Raw genomic sequence first — 18,781 nt, 5'->3', positions numbered from 1 at the left:
GGCGTCCAGCAGTAGGCGTCGGCACTGGTGGGTGTCGCCTTTTGTCGTCCGGTCTGCGACGACCGAGTGACGACGGATGATGAGAGAACCGAAGGGATCAGCACCACACATGAGCAACGACGGTCGGCCGCCGAGCTCCGAGCACCTCGATCTGGTGCGCACTCTGGCCGAGCTGGCGCGCGAGTTCGCCGGGTCGCGCCAGGTCCGGACGATCGACGAGGTTCTCGATCACGTCCTCGCGGTGTCGGTCGATCTGATCGACGCCGCGGATCACGCGTCGGTGCGGCTGGCGGCCGAGGTATCGGGGCCTGCGGAGCCCAGCCGCACGAGCAGCGACATCGCGGCCGCACTCGACCGGGTGCAGAGGCGACCGGGGGACGGACCGACCGTCGATCTCCTGCATCGGTCCTCCGAGGCGGACGTGGACCTCGCTGCCGTCGTCGCCGGTCCGGTGCATCGTTGGCCCGGTCTGGCGGAGGTGGCCGACGCCGTCGGTGTCCGCGCGCTGGCCGCCGTACCGCTGGCGATGCACGAGCGCACGCTGGGAGTGCTCACGCTGTACTCGTCGTCGACCGCGGCGTTCGACGAGGACAGCCTGACCGTGGCGACGGCGATCGCGGCGCACGCCGCCATCGCGGTGCAGAGTCTGCAGAAGGAAGCGCAGTTCCGGTCCGGTCTCGCGTCCCGCGACATCATCGGTCAGGCCAAGGGCATGCTGATGGAGCGGTTCGAGGTGGATTCGGTCCAGGCGTTCGAGATGCTCTCGAAGTTGTCGCAGAACAACAACCGACCGCTGCACAAGCTTGCCGCGGACATCGTCGAGGCCGGAGCCAAGCTGCGCTACCCGTCCACCTGAGGCAGGGTCGCGGCGAGTCGGTCGAGCAGAGCCTCGAGCGCTTTCTCGAACTCGGGCAGGCCGAGATCGCGCGCCAGCTCCGCCTTCATCCGCACCACGGTGGGGAACTCCGTCGGGTCGATGTCGTCTCCGGGCTGAGCGGTGGCGCGGGGATCGTCGGGATCGTTGGGGTCCGTCGGACCGATCGAGACTCCCTGCGCCGAGACCTCGAGCAACAGCTGTCCGAGCAGGAAACTCGTGTACGAGCGGTAGGCGGCAGCCGCGGCCGCGTCGTCGAATCCCCATTCCTTCAGGCTGGAGAGGAAGTTCTCGAGCCACCGCACGCTGCGGAGTGGGGGCCGCACCCACGGCGCGCTGTTCGGCCGGGTCGCGATGAGCGGGAACACCTCGGGATGTTCGAGCGCCATCCGTCGCACGCCGTGCGCCAGCCGCTGCAGGTAGTCCTGCCAGCTCGAGGCGCCCTTCATCAGCACCTGCGGGTCGCTGCCCAGATCGTCGATGACCTGGTCGACGATGCCGTCGAGCAGTTCTTCCTTGCCACCGAAGTAGTGGTAGAGCGCCATCGCCTCGACGCCGAGACGCCCGCCGAGTCGGCGCATCGTCAGATCCCGAGCGCCGTTGTCGTCGATGAAGGCGATGCCCGCGCGCAGGATGACGGTGCGGGTGAGCTGACCCCTACCGGGCGGTGGCGTGGTGCCGGGCGTCGAACCCACGATGAATCGACCCCCCCCCGTTGTCTCGAGACTCGGACGCACCGAGTGGTGTCGACACTAGGCGTGTTCTGGCACGGTCACCACATGAGCACCGAGCACCTGTCCGTCCACGACGCCATCGCCGCACGTCGGGACGTCCGTAGCGAATTCAGCGGTGAGGTGGTCGACGACGCCGTCCTCACCCGTCTTCTCGCCGCCGCCCACCGCGCACCCAGTGTCGGGAACACCCAGCCGTGGGACTTCGTGATCGTCCGACACCCCGAGACGCTGGGGCGATTCGCGGCGCACGTGGCGCAGTGCCGCGCCGACTTCGCGGCATCACTGCCCGCCGACCGCGCCGAGACCTTCGACCCGATCCGCGTCGAGGGGATCGAGACCAGTGGCACCGGCGTCGTCGTGACGTACGACGACTCCCGCGGTGGTGAGCACGTTCTGGGCCGGGCCACGGTGCGGGACACGGGCCTGCTCTCCGTGGCCCTGGCCATCGAGAACCTGTGGCTCGCAGCGGTGTCCGAGGGTGTCGGCGTCGGGTGGGTGTCGTTCTACGACGAGGCGGTGCTGCGGGACATCGTCGGCCTGACCGGCGACGACGCCGTGCGGCCCGTCGCGTGGCTGTGCGTCGGTCCGGTGACGGAGTTCCAGGAGGTTCCGGACCTCGAGCGGTTCGGGTGGCGCCCGCGTCGGCCCCTGTCCGACGCCGTGCACCGGGAACAGTGGGGCCGTCGGGGTTAACGTGGCCGGGTGACCTCCTCGCGTCGGCGTTCCCCGGTGAGCGCGCTGACGCGTCGCGGTGTCCCGATCGGTCGAGCCGACATCACCGTCGCGGAGGCAGCCGACGCGATGACCCGGGCGAGGTCGAGCACCCTCGTCGTGCAGTGCCCGGGCTCGGTGTGGGGAGTGGTGACCGACGGCGACCTGCGCCGACGCGTGATCGCCGCGGGCCTGAGCACCGCGGCACCGGTGTCGGCCGTCGCGTCCGTTCCTGCCGTCACTGTCGACGCCGAGGTGCCCGTCGCGGAGGCGGCCGCCCTCGCGCTCACTGCGGGTGTCCGCCGACTGGTGGTGCTGGATGCGAGTGGGGGCGTGCTCGGCATCGCCCTCGAACAGGATCTGCTCTCGCCGGCGCTGCGTGCGGGCACAGCGCTGCGCACCGCGGTGGAGCGCTCGGCGAGTGTCGACGATCTGGTCGAGGCATGCGGGCGGCTTGCCTCGGTGACGTTGTCGCTGAACGATTCCCGCGTCCCGTCGGCCGACGTGACGGCAGTGCGATCGTCCGTGGTGACGGCCACCGTGCGCCGGGCCGCCGAACTGCTGGGCGACGACGCGTCCACCTGGCTCGTCTCCGGAAGCGTCGCTCGGCGCGAATCGGTCCCGTCGTCCGATGTCGAGACGGCGCGGGTGGGCGGCCCGTCCCCGATGGGGTCGGACGTGCACGCCGTACTCGAACGCTGCGGTCTCGCAGCCGATCCCCATCACGCGAGTGCCGCGTCGCCGCGCTTCGTGCGGACGGTCGACGAGTGGTCCGACGCGGTGGCAGGCTGGGTGGCCGATCCGTACGAGGACACCGGTGTGGTGATGCTCTCGCTCGCGCTCGATACGCGTCCGGTGGTGCCTGGCGGATGGACACCGGCGGAGCCCGCGCGCGCCGCGCTGGCCGACGCCGCTCACTCGCGACTGCTGATGTTGCGTGAGGCGACGACGGTCAAGGCGCGGGTGACGCTGCGGGACAAGCTCTTCCGTCGTGCCGACACGATGGACGTGAAGGCGGGGATCCTGACTCCCATCGTGGACATCGCGCGCTGGGCCGGTGTCTCCGCCGGGCACGACGCCGTGGGCACGCCGGCTCGGCTCGAGCACGGTGCTCGCGCGCAGGTGCTGTCCGAGGACGACGCCGCGGTGCTCGCGGAATCGTTCGACGTCGTCCAGCGCATCCGGCTGCGGCACCAGTGCGAGGCACTGCGCGACGGCCGCCCCGTCGACGACCTGGTGCGCCCGTCGGACCTCACGCCCCTCGACCGGAGCCTGCTCGACGCGGCTGCGCGGGAAGTGGCGGGCGTGCAACGGGCCTCGGCGTACCTGGCTCGATGAGGCCGTCCGAGGAACATCCCGACACCTTCGCCGGGCTCACCCCGGAGCAGTGCCACGCCGTCGATCAGGCCGTCGCCGCCGAACGGCTCGAGGGATGGCGTCCCACGCCGGCGGACCTCGCACTCCTCGTCGCCGAGTGTCGCGGCGAGACGGTGCTGCCGTCGGTGCGCGAGGGGCTCGTCGGAGACGGACCGAAGCGTGAATCACGCTGGGCGGCACTGCGTCCGCGGCACACCCCGTACCTGCTGCCCGGGTCGACGACGCTGCGCAACGTGCTGGGCATCGTCGACGCGGCCGCGTTGCACCGCGCGGAGAGCATCCTCACCGCACTCCGTCTGGTCCGCTGTCACACCGGGCGGGCCGACCTCGGGGGCGCCGTCGGTGTGCACCGCCTGCTGAGCGTGCACCGCTACGTCTTCCAGGACGTCTACGTGTGGGCAGGCGACGTGCGCACCGTGGAACTGTCGAAGAACGGCACCGCGTTCGCGAGGTGCTCCGTCGTGTGGGACGGCCTCATGGGCGTGCACGAGACCATCCTGAGCGCCGACTGGGCGGCCGCCGACCGGGGGGAGCTCGCGTACCTCCTGAGCCGCACCTACGCCGACCTCAATCAGGTGCATCCCTTCCGTGAGGGCAACGGACGGGCCGCGACCATGCTGCTGCATCTGCTCGTCGCGCCGACCGGGTTCCGGCTGGATCTGACCGACGTCGAGCGGCGGGACTGGATCGCCGCATCGCAGGACTCGGCACCGTTCCGCCAGGCCGGCGCACCGTCCGCACGCCCCTTCCTCCCCCTCTTCCTGCGCGCCCTGAGCTCGTAACGCACTCGCAACATCTCGATACATCACCGACACCACCGCGGCCGCTGCGTCCGATTAACTATCACTCGACAGATAAACCCCTCCCGTCGATGGAGAACACCCATGAGCCAGGCCGTGCTCCCACCCCCGTCGGACCGTCACGCGGACGGCGACTCCGACGATCTCCTCGAGTTCGGGTACGAACAACAGCTGCATCGCAAGCTGGGGAAGTTCGCGTCCTTCGCGGCGGGCTTCTCGTTCGTCTCGATCCTGACGACGATCTTCCAGCTGTTCGGCCTGGGCTTCAGCTTCGCCGGCCCGGCGTTCTTCTGGGCGTGGCCGGTGGTGTTCGTCGGCCAGTTCATGGTGGCGCTGTGCTTCGCCGAACTGGCCGCGCGCTACCCCATCTCCGGGGCCATCTACCAGTGGTCACGCCGCGTCGGCGGTGAGATCACCGGCTGGTTCGCCGGATGGTTCATGATCATCGCGCAGATCGTGACGGCCTCCGCCGCCGCCATCGCACTGCAGGTGGTGCTGCCGAACGTCTGGAGCGGCTTCCAGATCGTCGGCACCGACACCGCACTGACCTCGTCGGACGGCGCCACCAACGCCGTCGTGCTGGGCACCGCGCTGCTGGTGATCACCACGACCATCAACTCCATCGGTGTCAATGCCATGGCGCGCATCAACTCGATCGGCGTGACGTGCGAGATCGTCGGTGTCATCGCGGTGATCGGCGTGTTCTTCACTCATGCTCAGCGCGGACCGGACGTCGTGTTCGACACCGGCGGCGTGCCCGTCGATTCCGGCTACATCGGGGCGTGGATCGTCTCGGGACTCATGGCCGCCTACGTCATGGTGGGATTCGGCTCCGCCGGCGAACTGGCCGAAGAGACGAAGAATCCCCGTCGGGTCGCACCGCGCACCATCCGTCTCGCGCTGTCCGTCTCCGCGCTGGGCGGCGGGCTCATGATCATCGGTGCGCTCATGGCGGCACCCAGCCTCACCGACGGTGAACTCGCGACGCAGGGTCTGCCGTACGTGCTGAACTCCGTGCTCTCGTCCCCGTGGGGCACCGTGCTCCTGATCGACGTGGCCATCGCGATCCTCATCTGCACGTTGGCCATTCAGACCGCCGCGTCCCGGCTCATGTTCTCGATGGCCCGCGACGGCCGGCTCCCCGCGTCCCGGGTTCTCGGATCGGTCAACAAGACCACGGGCACGCCCATCGCCCCGGCCGTCGTCATCGGGCTGGGCTGCGTTCTGGTGCTCGTGGTCAATGTCGGCAACTCGGCGATCTTCTCCACCCTCGCCAGCGTGTGCATCGTGCTCATCTACCTCGCCTACATGATGGTCACCGTGCCGCTGCTCCTCCAGCGGCTGAAGGGTTGGCCGCACAACACCACCGGCGCCCCGAAGGTCGACTCCGAGGGCAAGCCGCTGTTCACGCTCGGCCGACTCGGACTGCCCGTCAACCTTCTCGCCGTCGTCTACGGCGCTGCCATGGTGGTCAACCTGTCCTGGCCGCGCCCCGAGATCTACGACCCCTCCGGCGATTTCCCGCTGCTGCGCTGGGCCGCGCCCCTCACCGTGCTGGCCGTCGTCGCCGTCGGTGCGCTGTGCTTCCCGCGCGGCAAGGCCCACCCCAACCCCGTCACCACAGGAGTGTCCGCATGACCGCCACCACCACAGCCGCCCGCGAGCACGCCCGGTCGCAGGCTCGGGAGATCACCGACTCGATGCCGGTGGTCCCACCCTCCCTGTGGCCGCACGAGGTTCCCGGAACCGATGCCGCGTCGCTCGTCTGGGCCGAGACCGTTCCCGGCGGGCGGTACACGACGAAGGTGCTCCAGCGCGGAACCCGAGTCCGGTTGCGCGACATCGACGGAGCGGCCTGCGGGCACGTCCTGCTGCACCGTGCCGACGCACCGTGGGAACGCCTCAACACCGCCGACACCGTCAAGGTGCCGTGGCAGGCGTACCTGGGGGTGGGTCATCCGCTGCTGTCCGACCAGGGGCGGGTGCTCGCCACTGTGCTGGCCGACTCGTCCGGACACCACGACGCACTGTGCGGTACGACGACGCTGCTCACCAACACCGCGAAGTACGGTGACGGCAGCGCGTACTCGGCGTCGCCCGCGGGCCGCGAGTTGCTGATCCTGGCCGCCCTGAAGAACGGCCTCGGTCCCCGCGACGTGCCGCCGACACTCAGCTTCTTCCACGGCGTCACCGTCGATCCCGACGGGGCCCTCCGCAGCACGGGTTCCGCGGGTGCCGGCCGCGAGGTCGACCTGATCCTGCACTTGCCGGTGATCGTGAGCATCGCCAACACGGCGCACCCGATCGATCCGTCGCCCACCTTCGACACCACGTCGCTCGAGGTGCTGGCCTGGCCGTCGCCGCAGGATCTCGACGCGCTGCCGAACACCGACCCCGAATACCTCCGTGCCGTCGCCAACACGGAGGACACGTACGCAGCAGGAGGCTCGAAATGACCGCAGCAGTACAGGAACTGGCGCTGGTGGCCGGCCGGGTGATCCTCGACGAGGTCGCACCTGCCCTCGGCCCGTGGTCCGCCGTCGTGCGCGCCGGCGACGTTCTCACCATCCTCGACCTGGAGGGCAACCAGGCCGTCGACACCCTGGTCTACGGCGCCGACGACCACACCGTCCGCTACAGCGCACCGGCCACCATGGTGGGCCAGGGCAACGTCTACCTCACCACGGGAACGGTGCTGCGCGACAGTGAGTCCCGGCCGATGATGACCATCGTCGCCGACGAGGTGGGCAATCACGACACGATCGGCGGTGCGTGCTCGCAGGAATCGAACACGCTGCGCTACGGCCACCACACCAAGCACCAGCACGCGTGTGTCGAGAACTTCGTGCTCGAGGGGTCACGGTGGGGTCTGGGCAAGCGCGACATCGTCTCCAACATCAACTTCTTCATGAACGTCCCGGTCGACGCGGACGGCAGCCTGGGCATCGTCGACGGACTGTCCGCGCCGGGCAAGCGGATCGCGCTGCGCGCGGAGATCGACTCGCTGGTCCTGATCTCGAACTGCCCGCAGATCAACAACCCGTGCAACGGTTTCGACCCGACACCGGTTCGTCTGATCGTGACGCGGCCCGCATGAGCATCCGCGTCGAGCGCCCCGGCATGCTCACGACCATTCAGGACTGGCCCGGCCGGGTGGGGTACTGGAAGGTGGGAGTACCCCCGTCGGGGCCGATGGACGACCTGTCGCTGCGGTTGGCTAACGTCGCCGTCGGCAACCCGGAGGGAGCGCCGGCGCTCGAGACCACGATGAGCGGTCCCGCACTGCGTTTCGACGACGAGACCGTCGTGTGCGTCACCGGTGCGGACGCACCCGTCACGGTGAACGGCGAACCCGCCGAGCGCTGGACGCCGATCACGGTGCCCGCGGGCGGGGTGCTGGACGTGGGTGCGGTGTCCGGGGCCGGTCTGCGGATGTACGTCGCGATCCGCGGCAGCGTCCTGGCCGAGGAGTACCTCGGCAGTGCGTCGACCTTCACACTCGGGACGTTCGGCGGGCTCGACGGCCGTGTGCTGCAGGCGGGCGACGACCTCGCCCCGGCGGATCGCGCGACCGGCACGCCCGCACCCGTGCCGATGGAACACGTTCCGGCGCTGACGCACTCGTGGCAGCTCGCCGTCACGGAGGGCCCGCACGGAGCACCCGAGTTCTTCACCCGCTCCGACATGGATACCATTCTCGGCACCGACTACGAGGTGCACTTCAACTCCGATCGCACCGGCGTGCGGTTGGTCGGACCCCGCCCGGACTGGGCGCGTACCGACGGGGGAGAAGCGGGTCTGCACCCGTCGAACATCCACGACAACGCGTATTCGGTCGGGGCGCTGGACTTCACGGGCGACACCCCCATCCTGCTCGGTCCCGACGGCCCGAGCCTGGGCGGCTTCGTGTGCCCGGTGACGGTGGTCGCGGCCGATCGCTGGAAGCTCGGTCAGCTGCGCCCCGGCGACACGGTGCGCTTCGTCGCGCTCGAGGCCGCTGCGGCCGCCTCGAAGAATACGCTGGGTGTCGGCCGGCGCGCCGGCCTGCCCGTGGTGTTCTCGCGCGGCGGCGACGGGGACGACGGTGTCATCGCGCGCCGCGACGGCGCGACGCCGGTCACCTACCGACGCTCCGGTGACGACAACATCCTGGTCGAGTACGGCGAGATGTCCCTCGACCTGGCACTGCGGGCCCGCGCGCACGCGCTGCACGAGGCCGTCGAGGCCATCGCCCCCGCCGGGCTGGTCGATCTGACGCCCGGTATCCGGTCGTTGCAGGTGAAGGTCGACCCCGATGTGCTGCCGACCTCGAAACTCCTCGATCTGCTGCTCGAGGCCGAGGACGCGCTGCCGGACACCTCCGAGCTCACGGTGCCCAGTCGGCAGGTGCGGCTGCCGCTCTCGTGGGACGACCCGTCCACGCGCGAGGCGATCCAGCGCTACATGCACGGCGTACGCTCCGACGCGCCGTGGTGCCCGTGGAACATCGAGTTCATCCGCCGGATGAACGGGCTCGAGTCCGTCGACGACGTGTACGACACGGTCTTCGACGCCGAGTACATGGTGCTGGGCCTGGGCGACGTGTACCTCGGTGCACCGGTGGCGACTCCGCTGGATCCGCGGCACCGCCTCGTCACGACGAAGTACAACCCGGCGCGGACGTGGACACCGGAGAACGCCGTGGGGATCGGCGGCGCGTATCTGTGCATCTACGGCATGGAGGGACCCGGCGGCTACCAGTTCGTCGGTCGCACCACCCAAATCTGGAACCACCGTCATCCTCTGACCACGAAGGGGTTCGAAGAGGGCACGCCCTGGCTGCTGCGCTTCTTCGACCGCATCTCCTGGTACCCCGTCAGCACCGATGAGCTCGCCGACATGCGCGCCGATCTCGCGGCCGGGCGCGGGGCGGGTGTCGAGATCACCGACGGCACCTTCTCTCTGGCCGACCACGACGAGTTCCTGGCCGAGAACGACAGCTCCATCGCCGAGTTCCGCAAGAAGCAGGCCGAGGCGTTCGGCATAGAGCGCGATGCCTGGTCCGCGGCCGGCGAGTTCGCCCTCACCACAGCACAGGGAGCATGATGACGACCGCCACCGATCGAGTGTTGCTCGCGTACAAGCGTATTGCCGAGGTCGACCGCCCCGAGGTGTGGATCACGCTGCGCGACGAGGCGGACGTCCTCGCGGAGGCCGCCGGTCTGGACGAGAGCCTGCCGCTGTACGGGACCGTGCTCGCGGTCAAGGACAACATCGACGTCGCGGGTCTCCCGACGACGGCGGCGTGCCCCGAGTTCTCGCGTACCCCGGACGCCGATGCGACCGTGGTCGCGCGACTCCGCGCCGCCGGCGCTCTGGTGCTGGGCAAGACCAATCTCGACCAATTCGCCACCGGACTCGTGGGAACGCGCAGCCCGTACGGCGCGGTGCGGCACGCGCACGACCCCGAGAAGATCTCCGGCGGGTCGAGTTCCGGCTCCGCGACCGCGGTCGCGCTGGGCATCGTGGACATCGCCCTCGGAACGGACACGGCAGGGTCGGGCCGAGTTCCTGCGGCCTTCGCCTCCCTGGTGGGCATCAAGCCGACGCTGGGACTGGTGCCGAACACCGGCGTCGTCCCGGCGTGCGTGGACTACGACGCCGTGACGGTCTTTGCCGCCGACATCACCACGGCCACAGCAGCCATGGCGATCATGATCGGTGCGGACTCGGCGGATCCGCGGAGTCGTGCGTGGCCCGCGACGGTGCCGTTGTCGGCCCCGCCGCGCCCCCGTGTCGCCGTTCCACGCACCGAGGATCTCCGCGCGCTGTGCCCCGAGTACGCGGAGGCGTTCGAGCGCACGGTGTCGGGACTGGACGCTGTGGGGATCGACCACGAGATCGTCGACATCTCCGTGCTGCTGGACGCGGCCGTGCTGTTGTACGACGGGGCGATCGTGGCGCAGCGCTACGCGGCGGTCGGCGAGTTTCTGTCGACATCGCCCGAGCACGCCGACCCGACCGTCTCCCGCATCGTGCTGGGCGCGAAGGATCCGGCAGCGCACGCGTACGTCGACGACCTCTCGACGCTGCTGGCGGCGAAGGCGCACGCGGCGTCGATTCTCGACGGGCTGGACGGCCTGGTGCTGCCGACGACCACCGAGCACCCCACCATCGCTGCGGTACAGGCGGATCCGCTCGGCATCAACCGGCGGCTCGGCACGTTCACCAACTTCTGCAACCTCCTCGACATGGCGGCCGTCGCGGTGCCGGGTGCGCGCACGACGGCGGGGGATCCCTTCGGCGTCATGGTCGTGGGCCCCGCGTTCACCGATCAGGTACTGCTCGACATCGGCGCCGCGGTGGCGGATCAGGACACGGCGGTACTCGTGGAGGACGGCGTGGACGTGCTCGTCGTCGGCGCGCACCTGCGAGGGTTCCCGCTGAACGGTCAGCTGGTCGAGCGTGGTGCGCGGTTCGTCGGTGAGGTGAGCACCTCCGCCGACTACCGCCTGGTCGATCTGGGCACCACGCCGCCCAAGCCCGGACTGGTGCGCGGCGGCAGCGCCTCCATCGCGGGCGAGCTGTATCGGATGGCCCCGGCGCACCTCGGCACGTTCCTGGCCGGGCTGCCCGCACCGATGGGCCTGGGATCGGTGACGCTGTCCGACGGTCGGGAGGTGGTCGGTTTCATGTGCGCCGCCGATGCGGCGGAGGCGGGCACCGACATCACCGAGTTCGGCGGCTGGCGGGCCTACACCGCGAATAGTGGAGTCTGAACCCCGGATTCCGGGGTCTGAGTTCCACGATCAGCTCGAGCGTGGCCGGTTCTCGTCGATGAGCCGTTCGAGTTCGCGAGGGTTCCTGGTCTGCAGCAGGACGCGGCCCGGACCGGTGAAGTCGAACACCAGCCCCTCGCCGGACTTCAGCGTCTGCATCGTCTTTCCCTGTACCGCTCGACGCACGTCGAACGTCATCGCGAGGTGGTACGCCACCACGTGACCGGTGTCGATGGTGACGCGTTCCCCGGGACCGAGGTCCATGACGTCGATGGCGCCGTACACACCCAGCAGCACGTGCCCGCGTCCCGACGCCTTGTAGCCGAAGGCGCCCTGGCCGCCGAACATCTGCTTCATTCCGCCGAACTGCGGGTCGACGGTGACGTCGGGGGAGTTGCCGAGCCAGGAACCGTGGCCCACGAACCACTCCTGCCCGTCGGCGACGTCGACGGTGACGACGTCGCCGGGGAGCTTGCCGGCCAGGTCGACCCAGCCGCCCTGGTCCGGTGCCGTGTAGGTGGTGACGTAGAAGGATCCGGCGCTCAGCGCGCTGCGTTTGAGTCCGCCGAGGAATCCGCCCGGGGTGCTGCTCCGGATGTCCACACCGGCCGAACACGCGAGCATCGCCCCGCCCTCGGTGTTCAGCGATTCCCGTGGTGCGAGGCGGCATCGGGCGACGGTGTTGGAGGGGTTGTGCCGGAGTTCGACGTCCATGCGCAGACGATAGAGCAGCGACGACCGCCGCGCGCGGCACGTGAGAGTGCCCGAGAAATTACTTTCGGGTAGCTCTGGTGTCGACGCCCGGTTACAGACATAATCCGATGCGTGAACAATGTAGGTGTTACCTCGAGTAACCTGATCGCACAGGCGCCGGCCGGTGGCGGCGCCGCGCTCGATCAGGTCTTCGGCATGACCGCGGCAGCCGGTGTCATCTCGCTGTTCCTGCTGTATCTGGCCGTGATGCACCGGACGAGGCGCATCACGTGGCTGCAGCGCCTCGCGGACTACGCGGGCGAGAAGCTGCACCGCCCCGGGTGGGTGGCGCTGCCGCTCGTCATGTTCATCTCGACGATCCTCACCGCGTTCTTCGGCTTCATCTGGGACGTCAGCCTGCACATCGGACGTGGTCGCGACGAGGGCCCGTTGGCCAACCCGGCGCACTACTTCATCCTGGTGGGCCTGTTCTTCCTGTTCATCGCCGGTGCGCTGGCGATCATCCTGCCGCGCGACGAGAAGCCCGGTCCGGCAGCCATCAAGATCACCCGGACCTGGTATGCCCCCACCGGCGGGCTGCTCATCGCCGGCTCGGGCCTGTACGCGCTCATCGGCTTCCCGCTCGACGACATCTGGCACCGCATGTTCGGCCAGGACGTGACGCTGTGGGGACCGACGCACCTCATGCTCATCGGCGGCGCCGGGCTCTCGCTCGTCGGCGTGCTGCTGCTCGAGCACGAGGGTCGCGTCGCGATGGCCTCCACCGCCGTGACCACCGCCGCCACCGCCGGTGAGCCCGACGGCGAGACGAAGGCGGACCCGGCGCAGGCCGTCGACTCCCGCAAGCGCTCGATCATCACCTGGTTCATGCGCAGCTCCGCCTTCGGTGGTCTCGTCATCGGCCTGTCCGTCTTCCAGATCGAGTACGACTTCGGTGTCGAACAGTTCCGCCTCGTCTTCCAGCCGCTGCTCATGACGGCTGCCGGCGCCTTCGCGCTCATCGCCGCCCGCCTCATGGTGGGCCGCGGATCCGCTCTGTTCGCCGTCGCCTTCGCCGCGGTGATCCGCGAGATCACCGCGCTGATCGTCGGTCCCGTCCTCGGTGAGCCGCACAGCGTGTTCACGCTCTACCTGGGCATGGCCGTGGTCGTCGAGATCATGGGTCTGACCACTCTCGTCCACCGCCGCCTCCTGTTCGGCGCCGTCACCGGTGTCGCCGTGGGCACCGTCGGCCTGTACCTGGAGTCCATGTGGGTCGACGCCGTCTTCCTCTACCCGTGGCCGAACAGTATGTGGGTCGAGGCGCTCGCCACCTGCATCCCGGCCGGCCTCGTCGTCGGTCTCACCGCGGGTCTGTTCGCGCAGGCGCTCAGCGGTGACGGACTCCCGCGTCCCGCCGTCCGGCGTTCCATCGTCGTCGCGATGGTGCTGGTGCTCGGCGGCAGCGTCGCGAACGGCCTGATGATCGACGTTCCGCAGGGCGCGAGCGCGACCGTGAGTCTCACCGACGCTCCCCGCGAGGACGGCTTCCGCATGGTCACCGCCACGGTGAGCATCGACCCGAGCGACCTGGTGTCCGACGATCCCGAGTGGGTCTCCATCCTCGCCTGGCAGGGCGCAGGCGACTCGCTGCACGGACTCGTCGTCGACAACCTCGAGCGCACCGGCCCGGGTGAGTACCGCTCCACGCGTGCCATGCCGGTCGACGGGACGTGGAAGACGTTCCTGCGCATCCAGGACGGCCGCACCATGGCCGGTGCGCCCATCTTCATGGCGGCGGACGAGGGCATCGGCGCCGAGGAGGTCCCCGCGACCACCGAGTTCACCCGCGAATTCCAGTACGAGACCAAGCTGCTGCAGCGCGAGCGCTCGTTCGACCACCCGGCATGGCTGTTCACGGCGGCGTGCCTCGTGGTGCTGGCCTGCTCGCTGGCCCTCATCTGGTCGCTGTCCTGGGGCGCCGCACGCATCAGCCTGGCCACCCCCGGCAACACCGCGACGAAGGGCAGCAAGGAGCGCAGTCGCGTATGACGCCCGATCCGAACGTGATCTACCTCGCGGATCACTCTGTCGTGCTGGCACTTCCGGCCGTCATCCCCGCAGTGCTCATCGCTCTCGTGGTGATCGTCATCGTCGTGCGCGACCGGCGGGCTGAGCGGGCGGAGAACGCCGAGAACGACCTGAAGGATGCGAACGAGAGGGAGGGCACGGAGTGAGGCGGGTAGTGGTGGTCGGGCTGGCGGTACTGGCGCTGGCGGGGTGCTCGCAGGCGGAGCCGGAGACCGAGGCGACGCCCGAGCAGGTCTCCTCGACACCGGCCACGTCCGTAGCGGCGTCCGACGTCCCGCGCATCACGCCCACCACCACGCTCGACGTCTCCATCGCGGGCGGTGAGGTCACCCCGGTCGACCAGCGTCTCGAGGGCAGGGTCGGCGAGGAGATCCTCGTGACCGTGTCCAGCGACGCGGAGGACGAGATCCACGTGCATTCCGTTCCGGAGCACAGCTTCCCGGTGGCGGTCGGTGACGATCAGCAGTTCCGCTTCACGGTCGACGTGCCGGGCTCGGTCGACATCGAGTTGCACGAGGCCGACGCCACCGTGGCGACGGTGCTCGTCCGGTCGTGAGCAGCGAGCTCCTCGCACATGGTCTCGGCGGGTCGTCCGACCTGCCGATCCCGGTGACGTACGCCCTCATCGGCGGTGCCTGGGCGCTGGCAGCGTCCTTCGCGGTCCTGTTGTTGGCGTGGAAGACTCCGCGTCTGACGCCCGATCGACACCTGGTCCGGACGCCGCTGGCGCGACTCGTGGACGCTGTCGCGTTCCGGGGCGTCGTCGGCACCGCGTCGGTGGCGCTGGCCGTGTGGGTCGGTGCGGCGTCGGTGCTGGGTCCGCAGGATGCATCCAACGCTCTGCTCGGCGTGTTCTACGTGCTGGTGTGGGTCGGGCTGGTCCCGGCATCGCTGGTCTTCGGGCCGGTGTGGCGCATCGTGTCCCCGGTCCGCGCGCTGTATCGCGTTCTGCCGCACGGCCGGCCGCGGACCGTGCCCGACGGCATCGGGGTGGTCCCGGCGGTGCTGGGCCTGCTGGCCTTCGTGTGGCTCGAACTGGCGTCGAGTGATCCCGGTTCGGTCGCCGCCGTGCGTACCTGGTGTCTGCTGTACGTGGTGGTCCTGCTCGGCGGCGCCCTGATCTTCGGCGAGGAATGGTTCGCGCGCGCGGATCCGTTCGAGGTGTTCAGTGACACCGTGGCGCGGCTGTCGATCCTGGCGCGAGACAACGAGACTCGCGCCCTCGTGCTGCGGAACCCGCTCGACGGCGCCGCCACCCTCCCCGTACGACGCGGAACCGTCGCCGTGACGGCCACGTTGCTCGGCTCCACCGCGTTCGACTCGCTGGCGCAGACGCCGAGTTGGAAGTCGTTCGCGCGTGACCTCGGTAACCCGGTGCTGATCCGCACGGCCGGCTTGTTGGCGTGTGTCGCACTGGTGGGCACCGTGTTCTGGCTCGCGGCGCGCACCACCGGCGGTGTGACGAGGGAGCGTCGCGCGCAGTTGCCGGGTCTGTTGGCGCACTCGCTGATCCCGATCGTCGTCGGGTACTTCTTCGCCCATTATCTCACCTATCTCGTGGAGAAAGGTCAGCAGAGCGTCTTCACGTTGTTCGATCCGTTCGATCGAGGATGGAATCCGCTCGGCATCGCGGACGCGTCGGTGAACTACGCGTTGTCCTCGCACCCGTCGGTGGTCGCGTCGATCACGGTGCTGTGCGTGGTGATCGGGCACATCGTCGGAGTGACACTGGCGCACGACGCGGCTCTGCGGCTCTTACCGAAGAAGGATGCGCTGCTCGGCGAACTGGCACTGATGCTGGTGATGGTGCTGTACACCTTCCTCGGTCTCTTCTTGTTGTTCGGCGCATGAATGGTCGTTGACCTTTCCGTGACCGTAGGTTACCGTCCGGTAGGTTAGTGGCGCCCATCACAGGGGAGGGTGCCGATCAGAGCATGGGGGCTCGTGTGCGGCGTCGTTCCACGGTCATCTCGGGCGTTCTCGTCGCCCTCCTCGTCGCATCCGGTACCGCGGTGCCGGCCACGGCGGATCCCACCGGCGGCGCGGACGCCGTCGCCTGGACCGCCGCGGCCGATGCGCCGCCGCAGTACCCGCAGGTGGCCATCGACTGGGACGTCCCCATCACGATGAGTGACGGAACGGTGTTGCAGGCCAACATCTACCGGCCCGCCGATGCATCCGGTCGCCCGGTGGAGACCGCCCTCCCGACCGTCCTGAACATCACGCCGTACACCAAGCTCGTGGGCAACCTGATCGACTCGATCCAGCAGATCCCCGGAGTGAGCGAGCCGGTGCTCGACTTTTTGGCCAGTCTGAACTTCGCGGGTACGCCGTTCGACGGCATCACCGATCTCACGCAGGCGGTCGACGGCGGCGGCCTGCGCATCTTCGCCGTCAACCGGAACCTGGTCCAGAACGGCTACGCCCAGGTGATCGTCGATGCCCGCGGCACCGGGTTCTCGCAGGGCACGTGGGACGTGTTGGGTCCACGCGAGCAACAGGATTCGGCGGAGATCATCGACTGGACGTCCCGGCAGTCCTGGTCGGACGGTCAGGTCGGCATGTCGGGCATCTCCTACTCGGCCATCAACTCCGTGCAGGCCGCGGCGCTGCGTCCGCCGGCGCTCAAGGCCATCTTCCCGGTCGAGCCCGGCAACGACCTGCTGCGCGACATCGTGGGTACCGGCGGCGCGTTGGGTGTCGGGTTCATGCCGCTGTGGCTCACGTTGGTCAACGTGCTGAAGTTCGTCCCGAACGTGCAGTCGATCCTGCAGGGGCAGTTCGACACTCGGTGGCTCGCCGATCGATTGGCCGATCCGGCGATCCTGATCCCCGAACTCGCCAACGCCTTCACGGCGCCGACCATTGCCGACATCCGGCCCGAGACACTCGGTGTCGCGCAGGACGGCGAGTTCTACGCCGACCGTTCGGCGGATCTGTCGCAGATCGAGGTACCCACCATGGTCTACGGCGGCTGGCACGACATCTTCACCAACAGCGAGCCGCGCATCTACAACGACATCCCGGTCGCGCCCGGACGCAAGCAGCTGATCATGGGCGACGGGTACCACGTCAATCCGGGCGCGGGCTTCGGACGCCCGGGCAACCCGCCGCGACTCGATGCACTCGAACGCGCGTGGTTCGACCACTGGCTCAAGGGCGTCGACAACGGTGTCGAGAAGTACGGCCCCGTGACGCTGTTCCAGCAGGGCGGCGGGTGGACCACCACCGATCAGTTCCCCCGTGCCGGAGCGCAGTCTCAGCGCACCTACCTCTCCGCCGCCCCCAGCGGCACCGCCGGGCACAGCCTCCACGACGGCTCGCTGTCCTCGTCGCCGACGTCCGACACCGCGCGCCTCACCGTCGCGCCGGGCCTTCGCGGGGTCTGTTCCCGCGACGCCGCGGCCGGTACTGCGGGTGCGGCGGCGATCCTGGGGTCCGTGTGCACGAAGGACTCCCGGTTCAACGAGGCCGAGGCGCTGACCTTCACCAGCGCGCCGGCCGAGAAGCCCACTCAGATCTCGGGTGCCACCAACCTGCATCTCAACACGGTGCTCGATCGGCCCGACGGCTTCTGGGCCGCGACGATGAACGACGTCGCGCCGGACGGCACGTCCACCCCTATCAGCCACGGCGCTCTGACCGCATCGCTGCGCCAGATCGACGAGGCGAAGAGCACCCGCTCGGCCAACGGCGACTACGTCGACGCGAAGCCGGCGCTCACGCTCGCGAGCCGGCAGCCGCTCGTGCCCGGCGTCCCGACCACGGTGGACATCAACTTGCTCCCCACGGATGCCGTGATCGCGCCGGGCCACCGGATCCGCATCGACGTCTACGCCGCCAGCGTGCCGCGCTACCTGCCGCTGGGGCCGATGCTCGTCGACTCCGCGCTGGCACCCCAGCACGTGCAACTCGACCCCGCGAACCCCAGCTTCGTGAACATTCCGTATGTGAACTGAGCGGATACCGTGACCATGTCGCGTCCTCGCAGGCGGTTCGGTGGCCGGTCTCGGTGGAACACTTCGTGACATGTGGTGGTTCGTCATCGGCTTCGTGGCCGTCTGGATGGTGGTGTCGGTCGTTCTCGGCGTCCGAGTCGGCCATGCCATTCATGTGGCCGACGTCGAGGAGGATGTCGAGCACGCGCACGACGTCGACGGTGACGCGCCACTCGCTCCCACGAGGTGATGGGGACCGAGATCGGATTGTGATAAATCCCGACAATCCTCGCCGACATGTGTGACGAAAGCCGGGTGTGAGACTCCCTGGATTCGGTCGCTCCCACTCGGCACCCATGGTCGTTCCGGCTCCCGGTGCCGTGCTCACCTTCACCGGCCCGGTCTCTCTCCTGATCGAGCTCGCGGACTCCAGACCGCGGTTCGTCTACATCGGGTACGTCGATGTCGCAGGCCAGAAGGCTCGGCGGAGCGTTCTGGTCGACACGTTGTGGCCCGAGGAGGACCGGTTTCGCATCGAGTTCTCCGACAGGTCGGTTCCGGACATGGTCGTGGGTGCGGACGAGGACGTCACGTTTCACGTCGTGGACATCGATCGGCCGGACCTCGCGCAGTTCGGCGAGGACGGGTACGTGGTGCGGATGGAGCCGCGCGGAATAGAGTGACCCTCGAACAGTCGTTCAGCGAGGGAACCCGGTGCGATTCCGGGACTGGCGCGCAACGGTGACGAGCTTCGGCTCGAAGTCCGATCGCTTGCTGTCCGGCACCACCCTCGAAGCTCCGCGCA

General features: G+C 69.1%; 18 protein-coding genes, 1 pseudogene and 1 riboswitch. Of the genes and pseudogenes, 16 read left to right on the top strand and 3 right to left on the bottom strand.

What is annotated here, in order from left to right; translation table 11 throughout:
* The first annotated feature begins 109 nt into the window (after positions 1–109).
* Positions 110–856, top strand: a complete 747-nt coding sequence (locus QE449_RS19955; RefSeq protein WP_222650707.1) for a GAF and ANTAR domain-containing protein — start codon at positions 110–112, stop codon at positions 854–856.
* Here the strand turns inward: QE449_RS19955 and QE449_RS19950 are convergent.
* Positions 841–1,572: a TetR/AcrR family transcriptional regulator gene (locus QE449_RS19950; RefSeq protein WP_051613498.1), complete on the bottom strand. Its 732-nt coding sequence runs from the start codon at positions 1,570–1,572 to the stop codon at positions 841–843. The two genes, QE449_RS19955 and QE449_RS19950, sit on opposite strands and share 16 nt — an antisense overlap.
* A gap of 81 nt (positions 1,573–1,653) precedes the next feature.
* Between QE449_RS19950 and bluB the strand changes: the two genes are divergently transcribed.
* The 8 genes from bluB (at position 1,654) to atzF (ending at position 11,254) form a co-directional block, all read left to right on the top strand.
* Positions 1,654–2,301, top strand: a complete 648-nt coding sequence (bluB, locus tag QE449_RS19945; protein ID WP_307109526.1) for a 5,6-dimethylbenzimidazole synthase — start codon at positions 1,654–1,656, stop codon at positions 2,299–2,301.
* A 9-nt stretch (positions 2,302–2,310) separates the two neighbouring features.
* Entirely contained in the window at positions 2,311–3,657 is a 1,347-nt protein-coding gene (locus QE449_RS19940) for a putative nucleotidyltransferase substrate binding domain-containing protein (protein WP_307109525.1), read from the top strand.
* A complete protein-coding gene (locus tag QE449_RS19935) occupies positions 3,654–4,478 on the top strand; it encodes a Fic family protein (RefSeq protein WP_307109524.1) in 825 nt (274 codons plus the stop codon). Before QE449_RS19940 ends, QE449_RS19935 begins: the two co-directional genes overlap by 4 nt.
* A 102-nt stretch (positions 4,479–4,580) precedes the next feature.
* Positions 4,581–6,134: an amino acid permease gene (locus tag QE449_RS19930; RefSeq protein WP_222638827.1), complete on the top strand. Its 1,554-nt coding sequence runs from the start codon at positions 4,581–4,583 to the stop codon at positions 6,132–6,134.
* The gene (locus tag QE449_RS19925) at positions 6,131–6,952 is read left to right on the top strand and encodes an urea amidolyase associated protein UAAP1 (protein WP_307109523.1); all 822 of its coding nucleotides are present in this window, start codon (positions 6,131–6,133) and stop codon (positions 6,950–6,952) included. Before QE449_RS19930 ends, QE449_RS19925 begins: the two co-directional genes overlap by 4 nt.
* A complete protein-coding gene (locus QE449_RS19920; protein ID WP_307109522.1) occupies positions 6,949–7,593 on the top strand; it encodes an urea amidolyase associated protein UAAP2 in 645 nt (214 codons plus the stop codon). Before QE449_RS19925 ends, QE449_RS19920 begins: the two co-directional genes overlap by 4 nt.
* The gene (locus QE449_RS19915; RefSeq protein ID WP_307109521.1) at positions 7,590–9,581 is read left to right on the top strand and encodes a 5-oxoprolinase/urea amidolyase family protein; all 1,992 of its coding nucleotides are present in this window, start codon (positions 7,590–7,592) and stop codon (positions 9,579–9,581) included. Before QE449_RS19920 ends, QE449_RS19915 begins: the two co-directional genes overlap by 4 nt.
* A complete protein-coding gene (gene atzF / locus QE449_RS19910; RefSeq protein WP_307109520.1) occupies positions 9,578–11,254 on the top strand; it encodes an allophanate hydrolase in 1,677 nt (558 codons plus the stop codon). The genes QE449_RS19915 and atzF overlap by 4 nt, the downstream gene beginning before the upstream one ends.
* A gap of 30 nt (positions 11,255–11,284) precedes the next feature.
* On the opposite strand, the gene QE449_RS19905 is transcribed toward atzF, so the two are convergent.
* Positions 11,285–11,968, bottom strand: coding sequence for a TIGR00266 family protein (locus tag QE449_RS19905; RefSeq protein ID WP_307109519.1), 684 nt, complete (start codon positions 11,966–11,968; stop codon positions 11,285–11,287).
* Positions 11,969–12,163: 195 nt separating this feature from the next.
* On the opposite strand from QE449_RS19905, the gene QE449_RS19900 reads away from it, so the two are divergent.
* From QE449_RS19900 to QE449_RS19885, 4 genes are read left to right on the top strand one after another with little or no spacing between them, the layout of a single operon-like run.
* Positions 12,164–13,999 (top strand): hypothetical protein, encoded by a 1,836-nt coding sequence (locus tag QE449_RS19900; protein WP_307096313.1) that lies wholly within the window; start codon positions 12,164–12,166, stop codon positions 13,997–13,999.
* A complete protein-coding gene (locus QE449_RS19895) occupies positions 13,996–14,184 on the top strand; it encodes a hypothetical protein (RefSeq protein ID WP_222638821.1) in 189 nt (62 codons plus the stop codon). The genes QE449_RS19900 and QE449_RS19895 overlap by 4 nt, the downstream gene beginning before the upstream one ends.
* Entirely contained in the window at positions 14,181–14,594 is a 414-nt protein-coding gene (locus tag QE449_RS19890) for a hypothetical protein (RefSeq protein ID WP_307109518.1), read from the top strand. Before QE449_RS19895 ends, QE449_RS19890 begins: the two co-directional genes overlap by 4 nt.
* Entirely contained in the window at positions 14,591–15,889 is a 1,299-nt protein-coding gene (locus QE449_RS19885; RefSeq protein WP_307109517.1) for a hypothetical protein, read from the top strand. Before QE449_RS19890 ends, QE449_RS19885 begins: the two co-directional genes overlap by 4 nt.
* 76 nt (positions 15,890–15,965) lie before the next feature.
* On the opposite strand, the pseudogene QE449_RS21505 reads toward QE449_RS19885, so the two are convergent.
* A pseudogene (locus QE449_RS21505) lies at positions 15,966–16,097 on the bottom strand (hypothetical protein); the annotation flags it as partial.
* Between QE449_RS21505 and QE449_RS19880 the strand changes: the two are divergent.
* The 3 genes from QE449_RS19880 to QE449_RS19870 all read left to right on the top strand — a co-directional run bounded on the left by QE449_RS19880 (position 16,051) and on the right by QE449_RS19870 (position 18,659).
* A complete protein-coding gene (locus tag QE449_RS19880) occupies positions 16,051–17,997 on the top strand; it encodes a CocE/NonD family hydrolase (RefSeq protein ID WP_373428326.1) in 1,947 nt (648 codons plus the stop codon). The pseudogene QE449_RS21505 and the gene QE449_RS19880 sit on opposite strands and share 47 nt — an antisense overlap.
* 70 nt (positions 17,998–18,067) lie before the next feature.
* On the top strand, positions 18,068–18,226 hold the full coding sequence (locus tag QE449_RS19875) for a hypothetical protein (RefSeq protein ID WP_155957071.1): 159 nt from the start codon (positions 18,068–18,070) through the stop codon (positions 18,224–18,226).
* Between the two features lie 106 nt (positions 18,227–18,332).
* Entirely contained in the window at positions 18,333–18,659 is a 327-nt protein-coding gene (locus QE449_RS19870; RefSeq protein ID WP_307109515.1) for a hypothetical protein, read from the top strand.
* Positions 18,651–18,770, top strand: a riboswitch (cobalamin riboswitch). (Overlaps the previous gene by 9 nt.)
* Positions 18,771–18,781 lie beyond the last annotated feature (11 nt).

This window comes from Rhodococcus sp. SORGH_AS_0303, assembly GCF_030819335.1.
In the GTDB taxonomy this organism is placed as follows: domain Bacteria; phylum Actinomycetota; class Actinomycetes; order Mycobacteriales; family Mycobacteriaceae; genus Rhodococcoides.
This window is presented reverse-complemented; position numbering and strand designations above follow the sequence as displayed.